Source organism: Janthinobacterium rivuli (assembly GCF_009208735.1).
Lineage (GTDB): Bacteria > Pseudomonadota > Gammaproteobacteria > Burkholderiales > Burkholderiaceae_D > Janthinobacterium.
Window position 1 is genome coordinate 70,607 of the sequence record NZ_WFLJ01000007.1, and the last position, 20,869, is coordinate 91,475.

Annotated in this window: 16 protein-coding genes; 1 reads left to right on the forward strand and 15 read right to left on the reverse strand. The window is 56.1% G+C overall.

The genetic code is table 11. The features are described from left to right. Nucleotides 1–4 precede the first annotated feature (4 nt). The 4 genes from GCN78_RS10820 to GCN78_RS10835 form a co-directional block, all read right to left on the reverse strand. Complete coding sequence (locus tag GCN78_RS10820) at nucleotides 5–1,999, reverse strand: heparinase II/III family protein (RefSeq protein ID WP_226939571.1); 1,995 nt, start codon at nucleotides 1,997–1,999, stop codon at nucleotides 5–7. Then, nucleotides 1,996–3,075, reverse strand: a complete 1,080-nt coding sequence (locus GCN78_RS10825; protein ID WP_152251718.1) for a glycosyltransferase family 4 protein — start codon at nucleotides 3,073–3,075, stop codon at nucleotides 1,996–1,998. Before GCN78_RS10825 ends, GCN78_RS10820 begins: the two co-directional genes overlap by 4 nt. A gap of 49 nt (nucleotides 3,076–3,124) precedes the next feature. After that, nucleotides 3,125–4,183 (reverse strand): acyltransferase family protein, encoded by a 1,059-nt coding sequence (locus GCN78_RS10830; RefSeq protein WP_152251719.1) that lies wholly within the window; start codon nucleotides 4,181–4,183, stop codon nucleotides 3,125–3,127. Between the two features lie 72 nt (nucleotides 4,184–4,255). After that, nucleotides 4,256–4,684: a serine O-acetyltransferase gene (locus GCN78_RS10835; protein ID WP_193316689.1), complete on the reverse strand. Its 429-nt coding sequence runs from the start codon at nucleotides 4,682–4,684 to the stop codon at nucleotides 4,256–4,258. Nucleotides 4,685–4,940: 256 nt separating this feature from the next. Here GCN78_RS10835 and GCN78_RS10840 point away from each other — a divergent pair, with 256 nt between their 5' ends. Further along, a complete protein-coding gene (locus GCN78_RS10840; protein WP_152251720.1) occupies nucleotides 4,941–6,167 on the forward strand; it encodes a glycosyltransferase in 1,227 nt (408 codons plus the stop codon). A gap of 16 nt (nucleotides 6,168–6,183) precedes the next feature. On the opposite strand, the gene GCN78_RS10845 is transcribed toward GCN78_RS10840, so the two are convergent. The 11 genes from GCN78_RS10845 to GCN78_RS10895 all read right to left on the reverse strand — a co-directional run bounded on the left by GCN78_RS10845 (nucleotide 6,184) and on the right by GCN78_RS10895 (nucleotide 20,868). Then, nucleotides 6,184–8,418: a heparinase II/III domain-containing protein gene (locus GCN78_RS10845; protein WP_226939572.1), complete on the reverse strand. Its 2,235-nt coding sequence runs from the start codon at nucleotides 8,416–8,418 to the stop codon at nucleotides 6,184–6,186. 419 nt (nucleotides 8,419–8,837) lie between these two features. Next, nucleotides 8,838–9,776: a beta-1,6-N-acetylglucosaminyltransferase gene (locus GCN78_RS10850; protein WP_152251721.1), complete on the reverse strand. Its 939-nt coding sequence runs from the start codon at nucleotides 9,774–9,776 to the stop codon at nucleotides 8,838–8,840. 50 nt (nucleotides 9,777–9,826) lie between these two features. Then, nucleotides 9,827–11,386: a hypothetical protein gene (locus tag GCN78_RS10855; RefSeq protein WP_152251722.1), complete on the reverse strand. Its 1,560-nt coding sequence runs from the start codon at nucleotides 11,384–11,386 to the stop codon at nucleotides 9,827–9,829. Beyond that, nucleotides 11,379–13,010 (reverse strand): hypothetical protein, encoded by a 1,632-nt coding sequence (locus GCN78_RS10860; RefSeq protein WP_152251723.1) that lies wholly within the window; start codon nucleotides 13,008–13,010, stop codon nucleotides 11,379–11,381. Before GCN78_RS10860 ends, GCN78_RS10855 begins: the two co-directional genes overlap by 8 nt. Before the next feature lie 15 nt (nucleotides 13,011–13,025). Further along, nucleotides 13,026–13,715, reverse strand: coding sequence for an exosortase-associated protein EpsI, B-type (gene epsI, locus GCN78_RS10865; protein ID WP_152251724.1), 690 nt, complete (start codon nucleotides 13,713–13,715; stop codon nucleotides 13,026–13,028). Then, nucleotides 13,712–14,620 (reverse strand): exosortase B, encoded by a 909-nt coding sequence (gene xrtB, locus GCN78_RS10870; RefSeq protein WP_152251725.1) that lies wholly within the window; start codon nucleotides 14,618–14,620, stop codon nucleotides 13,712–13,714. Before xrtB ends, epsI begins: the two co-directional genes overlap by 4 nt. Further along, entirely contained in the window at nucleotides 14,620–15,510 is an 891-nt protein-coding gene (gene epsG, locus GCN78_RS10875) for a chain length determinant protein tyrosine kinase EpsG (protein ID WP_152251726.1), read from the reverse strand. The genes xrtB and epsG overlap by 1 nt, the downstream gene beginning before the upstream one ends. A gap of 8 nt (nucleotides 15,511–15,518) precedes the next feature. Then, entirely contained in the window at nucleotides 15,519–16,928 is a 1,410-nt protein-coding gene (epsF, locus tag GCN78_RS10880) for a chain length determinant protein EpsF (protein ID WP_152251727.1), read from the reverse strand. 64 nt (nucleotides 16,929–16,992) lie between these two features. Next, nucleotides 16,993–17,781: a polysaccharide export protein EpsE gene (gene epsE, locus GCN78_RS10885; protein WP_193316690.1), complete on the reverse strand. Its 789-nt coding sequence runs from the start codon at nucleotides 17,779–17,781 to the stop codon at nucleotides 16,993–16,995. 46 nt (nucleotides 17,782–17,827) lie between these two features. Further along, on the reverse strand, nucleotides 17,828–18,829 hold the full coding sequence (locus GCN78_RS10890) for an EpsD family peptidyl-prolyl cis-trans isomerase (RefSeq protein ID WP_152251899.1): 1,002 nt from the start codon (nucleotides 18,827–18,829) through the stop codon (nucleotides 17,828–17,830). Between the two features lie 656 nt (nucleotides 18,830–19,485). Further along, complete coding sequence (locus GCN78_RS10895) at nucleotides 19,486–20,868, reverse strand: undecaprenyl-phosphate glucose phosphotransferase (RefSeq protein ID WP_152251728.1); 1,383 nt, start codon at nucleotides 20,866–20,868, stop codon at nucleotides 19,486–19,488. Between the last annotated feature and the right edge of the window lies 1 nt (nucleotide 20,869).

The following is a 20,869-nucleotide window of genomic DNA, read 5'->3' on the forward strand; positions in this document are numbered from 1 at the left end:
TCCCTTAATAATTAGCCGGCGACGCCTGCGGCATCAGCTCGATGTGCGTCACGATTTCAGTTGTTCCCTGCACCCTCACGCGCCAGGCGGCGCTGGCGATCGGTGCTTTCTCGTCGAAGCGGCGCGATATCCAGCCGCCAGGCGGTGTATCGCTGCCGCGCAAGAGGTCCAGCGCTCCATGCGAACAACGCATGCGCAATCCGGATCGCAGTCCCTGCGCCTGCAATTGCCCCTCGTTAACAGTGACCACGCAGTGGTCGCCGAACTGCCAATGCACGGAAATATCATGTACATTTGTACATTGTAATATGTCTTTTACAACTATGCATTTATTATTAAAGTTGAACTCGATACGACGCCGGTGCAGCACAGGATCGGCCAGGCGGCCGTAGCCATCGTGTTCGCCCTCAAAAACTTGCACATCGGAATTCGTTTCATGAGCAATCATGCGCGCATTGGCTTTTTTCAGCCACATGAAATTGCCGCCGATTTCAGACTGGTCCAGGCCATCGACGGCTACCGTGTTATGCGCGGGCGTGCTGCGGAAGTAGTCGCGCCATTTTTTTTGCGTGTGATAGGCGTAGGTGCCGGGATCGGTGAGCAACTCTTCGCCGGCGACGGAGAGGGTAAAGGCCAGCGCATCGGCATGGCCATGCGCGGCAATGGAGAGATAGCCGAGCGGCGCGCAATCGATGACCATGCGCACTTCATCGGGCGTGCCAAAGTCGCTGCCGAGCAGGAAGTAGCCGCCGTCGGGAAACGCCAGTACGGGCGCCTCGGGAGCGCTAGCATCGAGAGCCAGCCATTGTTGCAATCCAGCCGGCCCAAACAGCCAGCGGTTCTTGTCGTCGAAGTACCCAGCCTTGCGTTTGAAGTCGCCGCGATTGAAAAGCAGGGCGCAGCTGGCCAGCAGCGAACGGTAGGGACTCCAGTGTTTCTCATAGGCTAGGCGTACCATTTGCGCATCGTCAGCGTCACCCGTCATGGGCACGTTGCCATCCATGTCCATCATCGAGCAGATGAATTCGGCCATCCGTTCCAGGCGCTGCAGGTAGCCATCGGAAAAAGTATCACCCTGTGCATGGGCGGCCCGCTGGCACAGGAGCAGCATGTCCATCACCTCGTGCTGGTAGTACACCGCCTGTTCCTTGTTCACGCCGTCCGCGAAGTTCTGCTTGAGCGCTTCTTTTTCCATGCCGGCCTTGGCCTCGCGAAGCCAGCGCTTGCTTTCCGACCAGCAAGGCCATGTCACGCTGGCGATATACAAGCCCATATATTCGCCCAGCAAATGGTTATTCGCCGAAGAATGGCGCGAGAAGTAGCCGGCAATGAAATGACAATGTTGATATATGGCATCAAGCCAGCGGCGCTGGAAAGCCAGGCCTTCAGGGCCATGGAACAAAGACGAGTCTGCGCCGCCAAGCAGTTGCCAGGCAACACTCCAGTTCACCAGGCGCACCGCCAGCTCCAGTGAACTGGTCCAATGCACGCCCAAGGGATAGGGACACTGTGCCAGCCACGATTCCAACAGTGCGCGAGCTGCCTGGGCATAGCGCGCCTCTCCGCTGCTGCGTGCCGCCAGAGCCAGCGTGACCAGTTCCAGATGACGACTGGGCTCCCACAGGTATTTGATGTCCCCCACTAGCGCTTCGCTGCGATAGTCAATTGCCTTGCCTAATATCATGGGTGCCAAAGTACCCGTCTTCGGGTCGCGGTTCCATTCAGGAGGAAAACCCAGCGGCGCGTCATGCATGGAAAAAACACGCCAGCGTCCATTCAGGATACGCTCGGCCGCGGCCAGTAGCGCCGTGTCATCCGGCAACTGGCCCATTTCAATAAAGGGCTGTGCGGTGGCATGCCAGCGAGAAGCGGGTGCCTGTGGCACCAGTCCCCATCCCCACTTGGCCGCCTTCTTTTGCGCAATTTGCCTGAAGCGCCAGACAATTTCGGCGCCTCCCATCAACTTGATACGATTCAGTTTCCAGGCAAGCGTAGTCATGGCGCGACACTCCCCGCCTTCGCCCCCAACGCGCGATACAGGGCTTCGATATGCGGCACGATCGCCGCTGCGGAAAACTGGCGTTCGATCTTGTCACGCCCCGCCATGCCCATGCGGCGTGCCAGAGAGGCATCGGCCAGCAGTTGGCGCAAACGTTGCGTCAGCAGTACCACGTCGCCCGGCGGCACCAGGAAACCTTCCACGCCATCGCTGATGGCCTCGGGAATGCCCCCGACTGGCGTCGAAATGACGGGCAGACCTGCAGCCATCGCTTCAAGTACACTCATAGGCAAACCTTCATTGTAGGACGGCAACGCATAAATGCTCGCAGTACGCAACGCATGTTCCTTGTCATTGCCGGTGACCCACCCCAGCAGATGTACCTGCCCGGCGAGATCCATTTGTGCGGCAGCAGCCTTCACTTTGTCATGCTCGCCATCACCACCCAGCGCCAATTGGATGGAGGGAAATTCATCGCGCACGCCGCGGGCTGCCTCAAGCAAATCGTAAGTTCCTTTCGGCTTGCCCAGACGCCCCAGCATCAATACCGTGCTGCTCTGCTCCGCGTGGCGCAGGGGATCGGGCGGAGGCAGCATCACCGGATTGTAGATGGCGACGACATGCTCGTTGCAGCTAATGCTCTGCACCCAGCCCTTCCACATTTCCGACAGCACCACCACGCGCGAAGCGCGATCAAACACATGGCGGATGAGCGCTTTTCCCGCGCTGCCGCACTGCTCGTAAAACAGGTGAAATGCACCACTGTGCACGTGTACGATAGTCGGCCGGCGGCACAAGGTTGCAAGCAGAAAAAATGGCGCCTTGCGCCAGAAACTGGCGCGTGACGACACGTGCATATGCAGGAGGCCAACCCTTCCACTGCACAGCAGTACCAAAAACCGTCCCAGGGCCGAGATAGCCATACGCAGCTTGGCTAGCCGGCTGCCATCGCAGTGCGTGGCGATATACTCGACCGGGTAGCGCTCAAACAGACCTGCTGAACGATATACGTTGACGACTGCGGAAATGCCGCCCATGGTGTCGAAGGACGTACCTATCATGATAATTTTTTTCATTCGCCTGCCAGAAAAATCGTAGAAAACCAGATGCCTTCAACCGTAAGGTTCATTGGTGCAACTTACGCCGCAAGCGCGCGAACGGCAGCTCCACCACATGGTGTGCGGCATAGGAAAAAATGATTGTGAGCATCAAGCCGCACAAGCCGGCGGCAAGCTGGCTCGCGCCAAAGATCAGGTGGCCGCAGTACATCCAGAACAGGTGCGACAAATAAAATACATACGAAATCACGCCAAGAGTACGCACGGGCCGCCAGTTCAGCACGCGAAAAACAGGCCAGTCCGGATGCCTGACAGCCAGCCAGAAGATAGGAAACAGGGCCAGCCCCTGCACCGTATAACGCGCTGTCTCGCGAAATGCCTCGTCACGGTACACGAAAGCGAAGATCAGCAAGCCCACGGCACCGGTCAACAGTAAAACGTTGGCCCAGAGCGAATTAAAAAATACCTGTGCATCGAGCGCCGGATTGCGCCATACCCCCATAATGCAGCCAAATAACAGGCTATCCATACGGGTATCGCTGGCAAGATAGGTACGTGCGGGCTCCGCGTCGAGCAGGAAGACCAGCACGCAGCGCCAGACAAGCACCAATATGCAAAGGGCGAGAAAGATACCCGCCACGCTATGCCGCCCCCAGCGTCGCATGCAAAAAATGAATAGAAGGGGAAATAACAGATAAAAATGTTCCTCGACCGCCAAAGACCAGAAAATGCCCGTGAAAGGCACCAGCCCGGACGCGTCCGCGTACAACATATAATAATTACTGACCTGCAGGATTTGCGCCGCCAGGCCGCCGCCCGTCACATTGTGCGCGATCACGCCGGACAGGCATAGGATCAGGAGGGAAAACAGCACCAGATACATGGGAGGCAGGATCCGGTATGCGCGGCGCAGATAGAAGTGGCGGAAATTGATGCCGCCGCGTTGCTCCAGTTCGCGCCGCAGCAAGGTGGTAATCAGATAGCCGCTGAGGAAGAAAAATACAGTAACGCCAAAACCGCCTGGCACCACATGGCCCAGGCCCGCATGACTGACAAATACCGTCAGTGCAGCAAAGGCACGAAAACCGTCAAGCGATGGCAAATGAAATTCTTTGGTGGCGGTCATCAGATACTCATACGGGAATGGAAGGTGCGCGCGCAAGCGGCCACATAGGTAACGGCGACGTGCCAGACAGCATCACGCATCGGGAGATGCCCTGTGCGGTTTGGCGCGGGCCGGCACGCCGACCGCGATCGCGCCTGCGGGGACGTGCTCCAACACCACGGCATTGGCCCCGATGCGCGCACCACGACCGATTACGACGGGGCCGAGTATGCAGGCGCCAGCACCGATCTCGACATCGTCCTCGATCACCGGCACCGCATAATGTCCGGCCCGTCCGCCAATGGTGACATTTTGCGCCACCTTGACGCGGTCACCGATGCGCGCGCGCGCATGCACCACAGTACCCAGGCCACTGTAGGCGAAACGCACATCCTTTCCCACTACAGCACCAGGTGGCAACACCACGGAAAATAGCAGGCGGTTAAGTATGTACAGGCAACGTGGAATCAGGGGAAGACCCAGACGATGCAGCCAAGCGGCGATGCGGAATACTTTAATCATGCTTTCGCCTGTCAATTCGAAGCAGCCGCACAAAGGATCAACCCGGCGACACGACGATGTTTTTAAGGAACTATTTACCGCACAACAAAGTGCAAATAAAACAATATTGATGCATATTATACACAACATCAAGAAAAACATTTATAGTACACTTGAATTTTTTATATGTTGCATCGAGTGCAAGCTTGCATCGATTTTGGACATGATGCTCGGCAACATCAGCGTATACGCAAGCACCACTTCATGAAAGTAAAAATTGACTTCCTCACTACCGCTGCACATCTTACAACTGGTTCCGGAACCGCTCCCTTCCTACCGGGCTGATGTCTCCACGCTGTTTGGCAAGTATCTGCCACGGCATCAAGTGTATTGCGATATCGTGGGCAAACCAGGGTCCGGCAGCGCTGATGCGAACGGCTTCACCTCATGCAGCACGCCGGCCAGGCATACTGGCCGCTGGCGCCAGGAACTGGCGTTCTTTATCTTGTGCCTGCGCAAGGTATGGTTTGCCACACCTGCACGGTGTGATGTCATCCAGGTCCGGGACATGGTGTCCATCGGACTGTTCAGTATGCTGATTGCTCGCATCAAGGGCATACCGTTTACCTATTGGGTGTCGTTTCTCATGTGCGACGGGCGTATCGAGCGCTCACGCGCCGAACTGGCGCGGCGGCCGGGCAGCCTGCATTATCGACTTGCCCTGTGCAAGGGCTTGTTGGAAAAAGTCTTGTTTTACAAAGTCGTACTGGCACGCGCCGACCATGTCTTCGTGCAAAGCGAAACCATGAAACGGGGGATGATCGAACGCGGAATCGCCTCCGATAAAATGACGGTCGTGCCGATGGGAGTGGATACGGAAATCTTGAAGGCCGGGGTCATCGTGCCGCGCCGCCTGCCGCAATGGGATACCTTGCCGGTAATTGCCTATCTCGGTACGCTGGACCGCTCGCGCCAAATAGAAATATTGTTCGACGCTCTCGTCATCGTGCGCCGCAACCATCCAACAGCGCGCCTGTTGTTAATTGGCAGTTCACCGACGCCATCCGACCTCGACCTGCTGCATAACCATGCGCAAAGCTTGGGCATGGATGACGCCATACACATAACAGGTTGGCTCAGCAGCGCCGAAGCCCTGCCCTTGCTGCTCGGCGCCGATGTCGGCGTATCGTACCTGCCGCGCGGGTCTTTGCTTGATGTCAACTCCCCCACGAAGCTGCTGGAATACCTGGCCCTTGGCATGCCCGCTGTCGGCAATGACAATCCGGACCAAGCTCAGGTGCTGGGCGACAGCGCGGCCGGTTGGCTCAGTGCCAGCACGCCGGAAGCCCTGGCAGAGACACTGAGCACGGTCCTCGACAACAACAACGCGGCACGTGCAAAGGCTGCCGCAGGCGTAGCCTACATTGAACAGCACCGCAGCTACCGCGTACTCTCGGCGGTACTGGCCCAACGTTATCACAGCCTGCTCGGGCGTCTGGCCTAGTGCCGCGTCAATCGGCTTAGTTCGGCACGATCATGGTCTGCGTGCCAACTTTCAGGGTCCGTCCGGTAGTACCGCTGGTTAGAGACACGGCAGGATTCTTGCAGCCCACATCGATCAGGATCAGGAACTCGCCATTGAGCGACTTGGCGTTGGAGACAAATACCGCCTGATCTTCCACGCGGCCCGGCATGAGCGGCACGCCGGTACGCTTCTCGAAGTGCACCCCATTGGTGATTAAGGGGCGGATGCACGCGGTGCGTCCCTTGTTGCTGATCGAGATGTTGCCTGTGGCGTCCGTTACGATCGGCGCCATAGCGTGCATGTTCCACTCCCATGTACGCGCTATGGCAGATATCGCCTTGTCATACACCACCACCGAATCGGTTTCTCGCACATACCACAACTTGCGGATGGCCGACTTCAGCTGCCCCCCATAGGAAGGCGTCGCATCGCCCTCGATGTAATCAAGGTTCTTGGTGGTGGCAAAGGCGGTAATCCTGCCGTTATCCCTGATCGTGGATACCGCAGTGCCGCCGCTGGTTTGTCCGATGCCGCCATCGAAGGTCAAGGCATTGTGCGCCTTGGTCTGGCGGTACCAGGAACTCCACAGGGGCGAACCATAATAGTCGTACCAGCCGCCCTCCGCCAACAGGGGCACGCCGGCGCTCATGATGACAAAGCTGTTCTGGTCGCCATGGCTATGATTATAGGAACCATATGGGCTGGATTTGAAATACACGGAAGTACGGTTCATATCGGCCATGCTGCTATGCATGGCGCCCCAGCCTATGCTGGGCAGCATGATCGCATTCGCCGTCGGCGCCTGCGGCACCACCGTCAACGCGGGCAAGGGGTAATCCGACTTAAGCAGAGTCAACACATCTTCCTTGACCGACATTTTATCCACATACCAGGCGGCAGCGGGCGAGGAGAAATTCAATGCATAGGCCTTCATGATCTGCGCCGACGGCACCGCTTCGTGCCCATCACCGAAGACATGCGTCTGCGCCCCGGGCGGCACGAAATACATGAAGAAGTTCAGAAAACCCTGCGACCACGGTTTCGCATACAGATTGACATTCATCGCCTGTGCCGTCGGTTGCCACACCTGCATATACAGATCGACAGCGTATTCGCCATAGGCTGTGCCATTGGCAAAACCACCTTCAGGGCCACTCCACACGCTCAGCGAACTGACGTACGAGCGGAACGAAAAATCGAACCAGGCATCAGCGGCAGGTATATCGCCAAGGGCAAGAATCGAAATCAGCGCCAAACCGGCAGTGTTGCTGATTGCGTGCGAATCGTATGGATATTGGTCATTACGGCCATTGTCCCTCGCTAAGTCGGCATAAATCTGATTGCCATACGCCGTCACCGACCGCAGCCATTTGGCCCGGCGCGTGGTATCGAGGCTGCTGCCCAGAGTATCAAAGGCACGGATAAGCGAAGAGGCGATGGCAAATGGCGCCTGGTCCTGCTTGCTATAATTGGTCGGTCCCAGGGGATCAAAACCAGCCAGCTCGTCGCCACGCTTGAGCGCTTCAGTCAGAAAACGACTTTCTCCGGTCAAGCGGTACAACAAAACCGATGACTCAAGTTGCCGCGTGCGCATACCAAGCTGCTTGCGGATATCGGCCACCTGCACGGCGCCCGCGGCGGTCAGCACACCGCTCGTATTGAGCGGCCAGATGGCATCTGTGATGAACGGCAATGCGGTCATGTTCCAGACGACATCTTTTGTCAGCTGGGTGACGGCAGCCCCTCTTTGACTGAGCAAGGTAGCATCCCAGTTTTTTACCAGAGGCAAGCCGCCCTGCAATCCACGCGGACGCGTCTTTTGCAGCGCGCGCGCGCGCAGGTCGGCGTTTTCCGGCACCTCATATACCATCGAGGCAGTACTGATGACAAACTTGCGTTCGGAAGACCACTCGGTGGTGGTCGATGGGCGCACGCGCCAGGTGTACTCGCCCAACGGCAGCGCTTTCGACGGCAGATACCAACTGCGGGTACTGGTGAAGGTACGCACAACAGTACCGTTCATTTTCAGTTCAAGCACGTATGAAGCCGGTTCCTGCGGATGGCGGGACCAGGAAAACGTGGGGGGATTCTGCGGCTGGATGAGATTATTCTCTGGCACCGTTCTGATCTCAAGGGGCGTAACCGCCTGCGCCCAATCTGCATGCACTTGACCGCAAGCAGGTATCAATCCCAACAATGCGCAATGCAATATGATTTTAGCGGGTTTCATTTCATAACCTCCGGAACAACAAAAATAGGATGGACCTGGACCACGGCTGCTGGCCGGACCACGTCTCAATAGCTCGATTGCCTCATCGGAGTAAGAAACGTTGATCCACGATTATGTTAATTTGAGATATAGCAATAGTGCTTCTTGGCTAGATGTTTTTTATTTGGAACAACCATCCTAGTGCAACCATGTACAAACAATAATGACAAGCCGGAGATACGTTTTTACCCTCTGAAACAGCTTACAAGCTACCTCAAATCATGCCATTCGACAAGGTCGAAAAGCCTGCAAATGACACCGACTCAAAGGCTCCAAGGGCACCGTTGCAGAAACGAAACAAAATGGATAGAGTGAGTCGGAATGCGGGCTACAGGCACATATGGCGAGCTTGGCAATGTTACTGCGGTGGCCGCAGCGACTCAATTCCTGCCGTTATCCGCGTGACGCGCGGCATCCAGCATGTCGAGCACGGCGGCGGATTTGACGGTATCGAATTTACGCGCGAAAAATTTCCCGGATCCGATCAATGCCAGAAAATCGCCGGTATCGAAGATCGCGGGATCCTCACGCACCGGATTCCAATCTATGTAGTGCAAAGAGACCTTATTCTCATTTTTCATTTCGCCGATCGCCCGCTGCAATACATCCTGTTCGTAATTCTGCAAGGTGGAAGCGAGGGGTGAATTGAGCACAATGGTTTGAAAAAAAATCTCGTCCGCGCAATTAACCGAATGGAAGAATTTTAGATAAATATAATTAGCCGGATCGGCAACAAATGCCAGAAGATAGGCGACGACGGGTTGCGACAGGCACCACGACGTGGATCCCCGATACGGCTGCATGCCAAGGATAAACGTTCTTGCGGGCAGCATATTACTGACTTCGCGCACCAAGCGATTGGCCACACGTCGCAGCCATCGACCAGGCAAGCGGGCATAGAGATCGTAGTAGCAGTGGCGGCGCACCTTGGCGACGAAATCGACACCTTCCGTCAAGGGGTAAAAGTTCATATAACTTGTGCCGCCTCCAGCTTCGAGATGAGCGCTGATCGCCCGCTGGCTGCGCAAGGGGTAATCCCGCCCGCTGAGGAAGACGTAGTAGTCATGGGGACCGTGCTGCGCGGCCAGTTGCAACAGGCTCAACATTGCGGAGACTTGGGAATATCCCCCCCAGTTCACCCTAACCGGTGCGGCAACGAAATGCACCGGGGTCGAGGACACTGCCTCGCGAAACGGCGCCGCGTCGGACTTTGCATCGATGTGAGCATAAAAGTGCACATCCGGTCCGGCCAGCGCACCGATCAGGCGCGCGAACAAAGTCGGCTGGTCGTGTGCCATGACCAGATAAGCAATTTTCATTCATTCTCCAGTTCAACAACAAGCGCCCAGGTTAATATGCCTGCTGGCGATTATCTGGCTGACATCAACATGAACATGCGCGCCAGCCGTGGCGAGATGGCAGAGATGCTCGCCACCTCATCGCGACGAAACAAGATCACTTTGCGCAATAACAGATAATAGGCCAGTACGCCGCCCACAACAGCTGCCAGCAAGCCCAATGCCATCCAGTCGGCGAGCAGCCACAAGGCCAGGCGCGCCACCATGACGGCGCCGGCAACCGGCACACCCAGGCGCGATATGGCGCGCATACCCAAGCCTCCGAGCAGCAAGGGCTCGCGTTGAATCCAGCGCAAGATAGCAAATACCAGCAAATAAGGGACTGCGCTGACCATTATCAGCAGCGGAATATTACGCAGCCAAGCGGCCAGTCCGATCGCTGCATAGCAAATGAGCGACACCCAGATCCAGACCCGATTGTGCGGCCCGATACGGCCGATCGGATTGAGGCCGAGCCACAACGCTTCACCGAGAGTCATGGCGCCTAGCTGGAATAACAGCAGGATGGCGACCCACGTTTCCGAGCCATATCGGTTATGCGTCAGCCAGTCGATCAGCGGCACGCCACAGCCCAGCAGGACGCCGATGCCGAGGCCGAGAATGACGAAGTTCAGCCGGATCAGCAGTGAAATCATCAGGCGGATGCGGCCAAAATCGCCGCGCGCGGCGAAATCGCTGGCCAACGCCGGCTCTATCATGCCCTTCATCATAAAAATCGGCATGAACTGATATGCGCGATCGGCTATGGTCTGAAAGAAACCGAAGGACGCTGTCGCCATAGGCGTAGCAAAGGCACCGACGATAACTTTCATCAACCCGCCGCGAAAAGGCAAACTCAGCATATAAGTCATCTGCGTGCCGAGGCTGTCAGCGACCAGCGTCTTCCAAGTAAAGGCGAAGACCAGCGGCCCGGCCACAGGCGCCTTGCGGCGCAAGGCGAGAAATTCACGCGCCAGCACGACCAGCATGGCGGCGGCAAACAGGCTTTCCGTGACGATCATCACATCAGCCACCATGAAGGCATCGAGCGCGCCGCTGCAGGCCAGCCAGCCGATGATGACAGCAATGCGCAGGAAGGTCATACTGGTCTGTAAGATTGCCTGCCGCCCCTGTTGGCCCAGGCTGTTGCAAAAAACCGCAAAGGTATCCGTGAAGGCCATGGCAACGGCGAACAGCGCATATTGCACCGACAGCAAGCGCACTTCCCTCAAGATAGCTGCAGGCAAGATCAAGTGACCGGCAAGCCAGAATAACAATAACAACAACAGGATGGCCAGCTGCCGCACGGCGATCAAGCCTGTCATCAATACCAGCATTTCGCGCCAGCGCATGTCCTCTCGCAGCGGCGGCATGAAGCGATACACGACCCGATCCATACCGAACATGGTGGCGAACACCAGCAAGCCATTAGCCGCAGTGAAAATCGTAAAGGATACATAGTCGGCCACGCTCAGGTTGCGCACCAGGACAAACTGAAACCATAGTGCGGCCAAGGCCACGCCGATCTTTGCTACCGCGAACCACTTTGCCTGCAATATCACCCGCGCAGCGTGATATGGACTATCAGCCATGCGGCGCACTCGCCGGGGCGACTTGCGGCGGCTTGGCCCAAGCCCGGACGTGTCTGACGGCTTGCTGGCCACGCACCGGCTGCCGCACGTCGGTCCGCGCGCCAAAACGCGCGATCTGCACGACACACGACAGGCAGAAGACGAACAGCAGCTGACTACCCGTATCGTCCATCAGGGTGCGGTTATAGATCAACAGGGAAGCGAACATCACCAACACGCCAGTAGAAGTTTCCATGATGGCCATCTGCATGGGGCTGCCACGGGCCTCTTTCATGTAGCGCCAGCCGGCCATGATGCCGAACAATATCATCGCCACATAGGCCAGGCATCCCACCAACCCTACATCCCACAGCAACACGGACATGGCCATTGAATCGACATGCAGAGGAGCAAAGCGCTGGTATAGGGGGCCCTCACCCAGCCCTGGTCCGGACTTGATGGCGCCAGGGCCATAGCCGATCAAGCGCGTCGGCGTAGTGGCCAGATGATCGCGTGCCCAGATAGCCAGCGCCGCGCCACGCCCCACCTCGCCCGTTTCATAGCTGAAGCTATTCGGATCGAAGAAGTAGCCGCCGCCGGCTTTCAACTTGCCGCTAAGCGTATGCTGGCTGTCGAGCTGCTTGCCCCAGTAAAGGGCGTTATAAGTCAAATAAATCGTACCGCCCAATATTACGGCAAGCACCGTATACCATATCACGGACAGGATGTTCTTCATGATGCGCTTACGCAGCACAATCGCCAGCGCGATAGGCAGCCAGATGAAGGCGGCCTTGACCTCACCCAGCAAAATTATCGCCAGGCACACGGCACAAATGATAGAGGCGCGCCTCCCTGTCATGAGACCGCGGTTCCACAGCGCCAGGCTATAGCTTATGACCGCGATCACGAACATTACCAGCAAGGCACTATTGCCGCCGCCGAGGGGATTGCCGCCAAACGTACCCACCACCGAGTCATGGCCAGTAAACACACGCTTGCTGGAAATAAAGAAATGCTGATAAAACACCACAGGCAACTGTAGCATCGCCACGACGATGAGTATCCACCACAGACGCTTCAATTGTTCGGGGCTCCAGCGGCCCCATGCAAAGGCCAGCAGCACGCCGAACATGGGCCAGGATGACTTGATGGCGACGACGAGCTGTGCCGTCGCCGAACGGTTCAATACCGCGCTGGCGCAGAAACACGTCGCATACACCAGCAGCGACACCATCACGCCAGCATCGGCCGTGCCCATATCCGGCTTGACCCTGGCGCCACGGGAAAACATCAGCTCTATCAAGGCGCGCAAGGTAAATAATACTGCCAGGCCAACCACGACCCAGGGCGCTTGCCGGTTGCCAAGAAAGTACACGGCGGACCCCTGCACCACAAATGTCAGCACGAACACCGCCAGCAAGAGCTGGTAGGCATTCAGTATGAAAAAAATCAGGGCTACAAAAATGGCTCCGCCAAACAGCGTGACAATCACGGGCGAACCCAGACCGACGATGGCGCCCATGAAGAGCGCCAGGATCACGACGACAAAAAACAGCAGTACCGGCATGGCGCGCGATGCTGAAGGGCGGGCGCGTTTGCGCGCACCTAACGGAGCCGACCCCTTGATTCCAAACGCAAACTTCATGATGGTTTCCCTTGTCTATACACCGGGTGCGCCGATCAGTCTGGTACGCGTTTCCTGGCTCACTGCATTCAACAAATCATTCACAAACTTATCTTGCAAGCGATAACCGGCAGCCGTGTCGGCACCGATCGACGACACACGCACCAACATTCCGTCGGGTACGGTGCCTGTCAGGCCCAGACGAATCTGGGTCAGCTTCTGCCCTATGCCAGGTTTGATGAGCTCATTACCGATCGTAATCCAGTAACTGATTGGTTCGCGGCGCTCGCCACTTACCGCCATCAAGCGCTTGACAGGCAGGCGGCCAAAAGCAGTTCCCATATCCTCGACCTTGTCCGACTCCACCGAGAAGCCCTGCGCCGCGTAACACACCTCAGGGCGATGCAAGCCCAGTCCTTCGCTCTGGTCACCGCCATAGGCAATCGACAACATTACCCGACTACCATCGCGATTGATGTAGGTGCGAGTGACCGTCTGGTTATACAATTTGTCGAGTTTCGCCTGCACCTCGGGGTCAAGCTTGAGCGGCACGATGCTGGTATCAACCTGCCATTCGGCAAAGCTCGACGGTATCATCGCGTCCAGATTGAAGCGAGGCTGTGAATCGGCCTGCCTGGCCGTTGGCGTCAACGCTTTCGTCATACCGGCCGAGGCCAGCATCAACGCGCACAGGATTAGGCTGATGGAAAGGGGTTTCGTGATCATGGCTCGCTCCCGACGATGCTGCCAGCCTTGGCCGCACGCTTTTTGACAATCCATTGTAAGAAGGAATCCATGCTGAGTATCAAGGTCAGTGCGGTCAGGAAGAGCACCATGCCGGCAAAACCGTGCAAGAATCCCTGCCCTGCGGCATCGCCAAAATAATAGGTGATCAGACACAGCACGATGACACGAATCACGTTCGCAAGAAACGAGATCGGAATGATTAACAGGGCCAGCATGACGTTGCGGAATGCAGAAGTATGACGCACCAAATTCAGATAGAACAGACCCAGCGCCTCCAGAGTCAGCAAGGTTTGCAAGCCGGCACAAGCATCGGCCACCAGTAACTGGTATTGACCGATTTGCAGGATAACGCCACTACGGGCGATCGGATAACCTGCCATGAACAGCAGGTGTTCGGTCACATACGACACTGCCATTTTCATCGGCATTGTCAGCATGCTCACCAAGGGACCAGGCAACGGCACCATGAACAACATGAAAAAGAAGGGGAACCATAGCAGCACCAGTGCGCGTGCGCCGCGCTTGATCAGCAAGACAGCAACCAGCGCCAGGATGAACGACAGAATTTCGAAGGCCGTGATCAGCTGCGATCTACCGACGATATACAGCAGCATCGCCAGCACGGCCAGAGGCCAGCCAGCGGCCGCCGGCTTAACTGGGGCGGCCAGTACGGCCGGCCAGGTGCGATACGCCAGCCACAGCGACAGAAACAGAATGATCGGGCCATGCGCCTGCTCTTCCGTAGTCCACATACCATTAAATAGCGTGTAGAAAGTCGGGACGAACAGGCAGGCAAGCCCCAATAGCACAGGCCACCATTCCGGCATTGCCATGCGCAAGCCCGTGAGCGGTGCCACCGGCCATGGCTGGATATCGCGTGCCATCAGAAATCTACCAGGACAGAGCCGACCAGCTCCGCGCCAGAATTAGCCAATTGCTCGGAGACTGCAGCTACGTCATCAAGCAAAGTCTTGTTCTTGCGCACCACCAACAATACGCCGTGTGCGCGTCCGGCGATCGCCAGCGCATCGGCTCCGGAGGTAAACGCCGATGTGTCGTACAACACGATATCGTGCTGCGCCTCAAGCTGATTAACCAGTCCACCAAAGGATGAGCGGCTCAGCAACTCCTGTGGATTCGGCGGCAAGGTACCCGCCCCCAATACGGACAGCGACACGAATGATTCAACCTTGGCCACTGCATGCAGGTCGGCACGGCCGGCGAGCACATCGGACAAGCCCTGCTTGCCCTTCAAATCAAAGATCTCGTGCTGGCTAGGCTGACGCAGGTTGGCATCGACCAGCAGGGTGTTTTCACCTAGCTGGGAAAATACCACGGCCAGGTTAGCGGCAAACAGGCTGGCGCCATCACCGGGTTCGATGCTGGCAATGATGAGCGACTTATTGCCACGCGAGAACCAGCGTAACATCAACTGGCTGCGCACCGCGCGCAAGGTTTCCACTTGGCGGCTGAATGGCTCATAAGCTGCCACCAGCTTGCTGGAGAACTTCGCCTCACCCGGTTGCAGATACGGGTAGTCGAATTGCTGCGCCAGTATTTGCTGGATGTCAGCTTCAGTAATCAGCCCCAGACGCAATGCTGCTTCGCCGAAGCGGATGCCCAGCTCCTTCTGCATGCGCAGCACGCGCTCCGCATGTTCAGGTGTGATCTTGCCAGCTTCCAGCAACAGCCGGCCCATGCTCGAATCACCGCGCCCTGGCGCGGTGGCAGGTGCGGGGGCAGCCACCGCCGTATGTTTCAACGTTGTATCCATAAAAAATCCTAATTTAAGCGAAGGCGACGTGGAGCGATCGATTTGAACAAGCCGAAACGCTTGCGTGGCTTGCCAGTCCAGTCAATGACGCCCAGCACGGGCACTTGTGCATGCTCGGACAAGTCGCTGTCGGAGCGCACACGGCGGTCCAACATCTCTGCGAGAATTGCCAAGCCCAGGCCCAGCATGGTTCCCAGGAAAAACGACAACACGGTATTGAGCAACACTTTCGGTCCCGAAGGTTCGATCGGTGGCGCGGCGGGATTAAGTACGGCCACATCGGATTGGTCAGACTGTCCCTCGATGCGGGTTTGCGAGAAGCGCTGCGATGCGATGTCAAAGGCGCGCTGCGCATTCTCAACATCCTTACTCAGCACATTCATTTCATCGCGGGTGCGGTTCAGTTCCAGCACGCGCGTCTTTTGAGCCTGCAGGGCCGAGCGGATGGCGCCTTCGCGTTGCTGGAAAATCTGTGCGTTATTGCCAACGCTACGCGAAGCGACCGCCATTTGCTCTCGCAAATCGGCACGCAGCTTTTCCACCTCAGCCTTAGCGCTCTGGTACTGCGGGTGATTGCTGCTCAAACGCTGCGATACCTCGGCGAATTTCGACTCTGCATTGCCCAGGCCTATTTTCAAATTTTGAATCAAGGGATTCGATGCGACGTCTGGCGAATCGGCAGAACGGCTGCCTGCTGCCATGCTCTGGCGCGACATCGCTTCCATCGACTGTCCCTGGGCGACTACGAGCTGCGCGGATAAGTCATTGAGGCGGTTCGACTCCACGTCCAGGCGGTTGTCGAGACTGACAATGCCATTATCCTGCTGGTACTTGGACAATTTACTTTGTGCCACTTCAACATTGTCACGCAGGAGCTTGATCTGCGAGTCGAAATACAAAGCAGCCTTTTTCATCGGATCAACTTTGAGCTGAATATTGATTTTCTGATATTCATCCGAAAAAGCGTTAGCAATGGCGGCAACAAATTGCGGATCGGCTCCCTTGAAGCTGATATCGACTACACTACTTTCGCGCGACGGCACCACTTCCAGCTTTTTCAGCAACAAATCGGCCAGCCAGTCGCGTACCGTCCCCTTACCGTCGGTTGCCTCGCGGAATTGTTCGATGACGGCGGGACTCTGCGCCAAGCCTAGGCTGTCAACGACACGCAAAGCGACATTCTTGCTGCTGATTATGTCGATTTGCGTCGCCATATAACCAGGCAACAGTTGACCAGGCATGGTCAGGCCAGTCAGTGGATCGACGCCCTTGTAATTAAGCACCAGCGAACTGGTTGCCTGATATGTCTTGGGCAACAACAAGCTGACTAATAGCGTCGTCGCCACAGTGATCAGCAACGTGATCACCACGATCCGCATACGGGCTCGCAGAATCAGTAAAATTTGGGAAAAATTCATAATCTAACTCTCAACTCTCTAAAATACCAGCCGTATCGCGGTAAGAATCCAGCTCTGGTCTTGATCAGAACAGACTTTCTTGTACATAGACAACATCATCCACTTGCAGCAAGTCGTCATGTTTGGCCGTGATGACCTGCATCACGCCATTCGCGTCGCGGCGCTTGATGCGCATGTTGCGCTCGGTGCCGCGTACCGTAAGGCCGCCACCGACCGACAAGGCTTGCAGGACCGTCATGCTGCGTTCCAGACGAAAGGCGCCAGGACGCTGCACTTCGCCATAAATGTAGAAGCGTGGCGCACGTTCAACATAAATCACGTCATTACCAGCCAGGTCGAAATCCCGGTTCAGGTCCGCGTTGCGCACCATATCGATAACGTCGATGCTTTCCTTGCTCGGCTTCCCACCGCGTTTGCGGATCAGGCTAACCGTATCGCCGCCTTCAACGCCAATGCCGCCGGCCATTGCCAGCAAATCCATCACGCTGCGCTTGCCTTCAATCGGATAGCGGCCTGGACGGTTGACCTGCCCCAACACGGATACCTGCTGGCTTTGCAGAGACGTGACGATGATATTGACCTGAGCCTTTCGCAGGAAATTGCCGCTTTCAAGCAATCCGCCAATTTTCTTTTCCGCCGCTGAGACAGACAGTCCGCCCAACGCCACATTGCCTACCAATGGAAAAGTGATTTCGCCCGCCTCGCTCACTCGCGTCTCCAGCGCCAGATCGGGATTGCCATACACGGAAATTTTTAACACATCTCCAGCTCCCAGCTGCACGTCTGCCGCGCCAGCAAACCCGGCGCTCAGGGCCAGCAAGCACGCCATACACCACATCGAAAATCGTTTCATGATACGCTCACTTCATAGTCAATTAACAAGCAAAAAAAGCTGCGGCTCACTTCAAGCCTGCAACGCCACGATCATTGGCTTCCTTGGAAACCGGCGCCGCCGGCGCTGGCACGGCAGGCCCTGGAGTCGCGCCTAGCGCAGGGGTGCTGGCCGCAGGGGTGCTGGCCGCAGGGGTGCTGGCCACAGGCTTGCCAGTGGCCTCCTTGTTCAGATACTCGATCTTGGCTACGGCACGCAGGCGCTTCAACTCCGCATCGGCGATATCTTTATTTTTTTTATTAAAAAGGAATTGCTCGATCTGCGGTGCTGCCTGTGCCAGGCTGGCAGGATTCTCGCGTATATCAGCAAGCGAGATCAGCAATGTACGATCCCCTTCGCGAATGATGAACAGCTGTCCTTTCGGCATTGCCAGCAGTTTCGAGCTCAATTCCGGCGCCAGATCAGCGCTGGTACGCGACAACTGCGTGCGCGCATACTTGACTTTATTCGCATCCAGCCAAGTGGCGACGTCTTCCAGCGATTTGGCGCTGTCCATAGCAGCCTTGAGCTGGTCATTCATGTCAGCGCTGGCGATGATCAGCTCTTTCATGTCGAACTGCCTGCGTTGGCTGAAAAACTGTGGATTCTTGTTGAAGTAATCTTCCACCTCTTCCTTTGTCGGTCGCGCAAGGTTCCCAATACGCTTTTGCATGTAAGCTTGCGCAACAATGAGCGCCTTGGCTCGTTCGACGGCCTGTACCACCTTCGGATCGCGGTCGACTTTTTCCTTCACAGCCTCATTCTGAAGCAATTGACGGTCAATCAGGGACTCTAGCAACTGCTTGCTGGCGACGTCCTGCTGCGACGCCTGAACATTGGCACGCTGCATTTCTTCATTAAGCTGCAAAACGGTAATTTCCTCACCATTCACACTGGCCAGCGCCTGGCCAGGCTTCTTCTCCTTGTCACCGCAAGCTGACAGGCCAGCCACAGTCAACAAGACCAAGGCTGCACACAGCAAACGGGGGGGTAACACTGGCTTGCGCACGATCAAACGTGCATTGTGCATATGGTTCAAAATTACTCCTTCGGTTTAGGTAAGGAAATCACGCGTTGCTAACTATAGACTTCTACACAATGCTTGCGCAAAAAAAACATTGTTAAAAAAACATAGATTTCCGAGAGAATTATGCCGCCTCAGCAGATAATTGTCAATATTATAAATATGATACACATTATACAATGTCGCCAGAAGAGTATTTGCTTAAAAATCTATTAAGAAGGTTTAAAAACAACTGTTTCCGCAGAAAACTTAACATGGAGAAACATTATTCCCCCGCGTATAGTTTTAACAGAATAGCACTTCTTGTGAGTGATAAACGACGTTGGCTTGCATGCTGTACGCAGGAAGCAAATTTGTACACGAGGTGTGCAGGAAGGAATGAGCCTGACTTTAACAAGCTGCGCCGAAGCAAAAAAACGAGCCAGTGGCCAAGTGCGGCAGAGCGCCCCCCTGGCCAATGCCCAGCATAACGGCCTGGCAAGCAAGGCGCCGCCGAGTGCCGTCGCACGATGTTGTGGTGCCTGCCTCATATCGGTCATTGCATCACCGCCTGATTTATCCAGTGTGAGCCAGACTCACACTTCGTATGCTTTATTTATTCTAACTCGTATTGATCTTACGCAAAAAATATTCCCACAGCATATTGCTCATCAAAACTCAAATCAATGAGCATTGTCCCGTTTGAGCACAACCTTTATAGTGCGCATGATTATCCACAAGTCGAGCCATAACGACCAGTTGCGCAAATAGTCGAGATCAAAATGGATGCGCGCCTCCATCTTGTCCAAGGTCTCCGTCTCACCGCGCAAACCATTCACTTGCGCCCACCCCGTAATCCCAGGCTTAACCTTATGGCGCAGCATGTAGCCCTTGATCAACTTACGATACTGCTCGTTATGAGCCACCGCGTGCGGGCGCGGACCGACGATGCTCATGCGCCCTTGCAGTACATTAATAAATTGTGGCAATTCGTCAAGCGAGCTCCTACGTAAAAAGCCCCCGATGCGGGTCACGCGCTGGTCGTTCTTGGTAGCCTGGATCACTGTCGCCCCATCCTCGCTGACAGTCATCGAGCGGAATTTATAGACGATAATTTCCTCGCCATACAGGCCGTAACGCCGTTGGCGGAAGATCACCGGCCCCTTCGACGTTACCTTGACGGCAATGGCGATGACCAACATCACTGGCAACAGCATAATCTGGATCAACAAGCCCAGCACGATGTCACTGCCCCGCTTGACCATGCTGTTAAAACCCGTAAACGGCGACTCGCGGATGGCGATCACCGGCATGCCGCCCACATTGTCGAAACGTGCCTGCATCAAATCGAAGATATAAATATCCGGCAAAAAATACACTGACGCCGTCGTATCCTGCAATTCATCGAGCATCTTGCGGATGCGAGGCTGGGCCGAAATAGGCTGGCTGATGAATATCATCTTGATATTGTGTTCGCGCACATAAGTAGCGATATCGGCCATCTTGCCCAGCATGGGCTCGCGCATTTTCTCGGGCCAGCGGTCATCGGTGCGGTCGTCAAAAAAGCCGCGCACGCTCATGAACAGGTTCGGATTACGCTCGACGGTGGCGGCAAATTTCAGGCTGGCATCGTTGGCGCCGATGATGACGACCGAGCGCACTTCACTGTCGCGTCCGGGATCGGCCACCATGCGCCGAGCGGCCAGATGACTGAGCAGCAATACAAACGGCGTCAACAGGAACCAGGCCAGCACCAGATTGTGGTCATAATGATACGCCAGCCCTGTCGCCGAGCCCAGAAATACCAGGATCAGGGCCGTGATGCCCCAGCTGACAAAAATATCGCGGGCATAGGCCAGCATGCGACCGCTGCGCCATGTGCGATAGGGATCGACATACTGGAATACGGATGATGAAATAAAAAACGCAAGGATCATCAATACCAGCGAGTAACCGGTAAAGGGCGCGCCGGATAGGGCGGACAGCATATACAGCGTCCCCATTATGATCAATGGGTCAAGTATGCGCTGGAAAAACGAAATCAGGGGTATATCGTTAACCGTCATG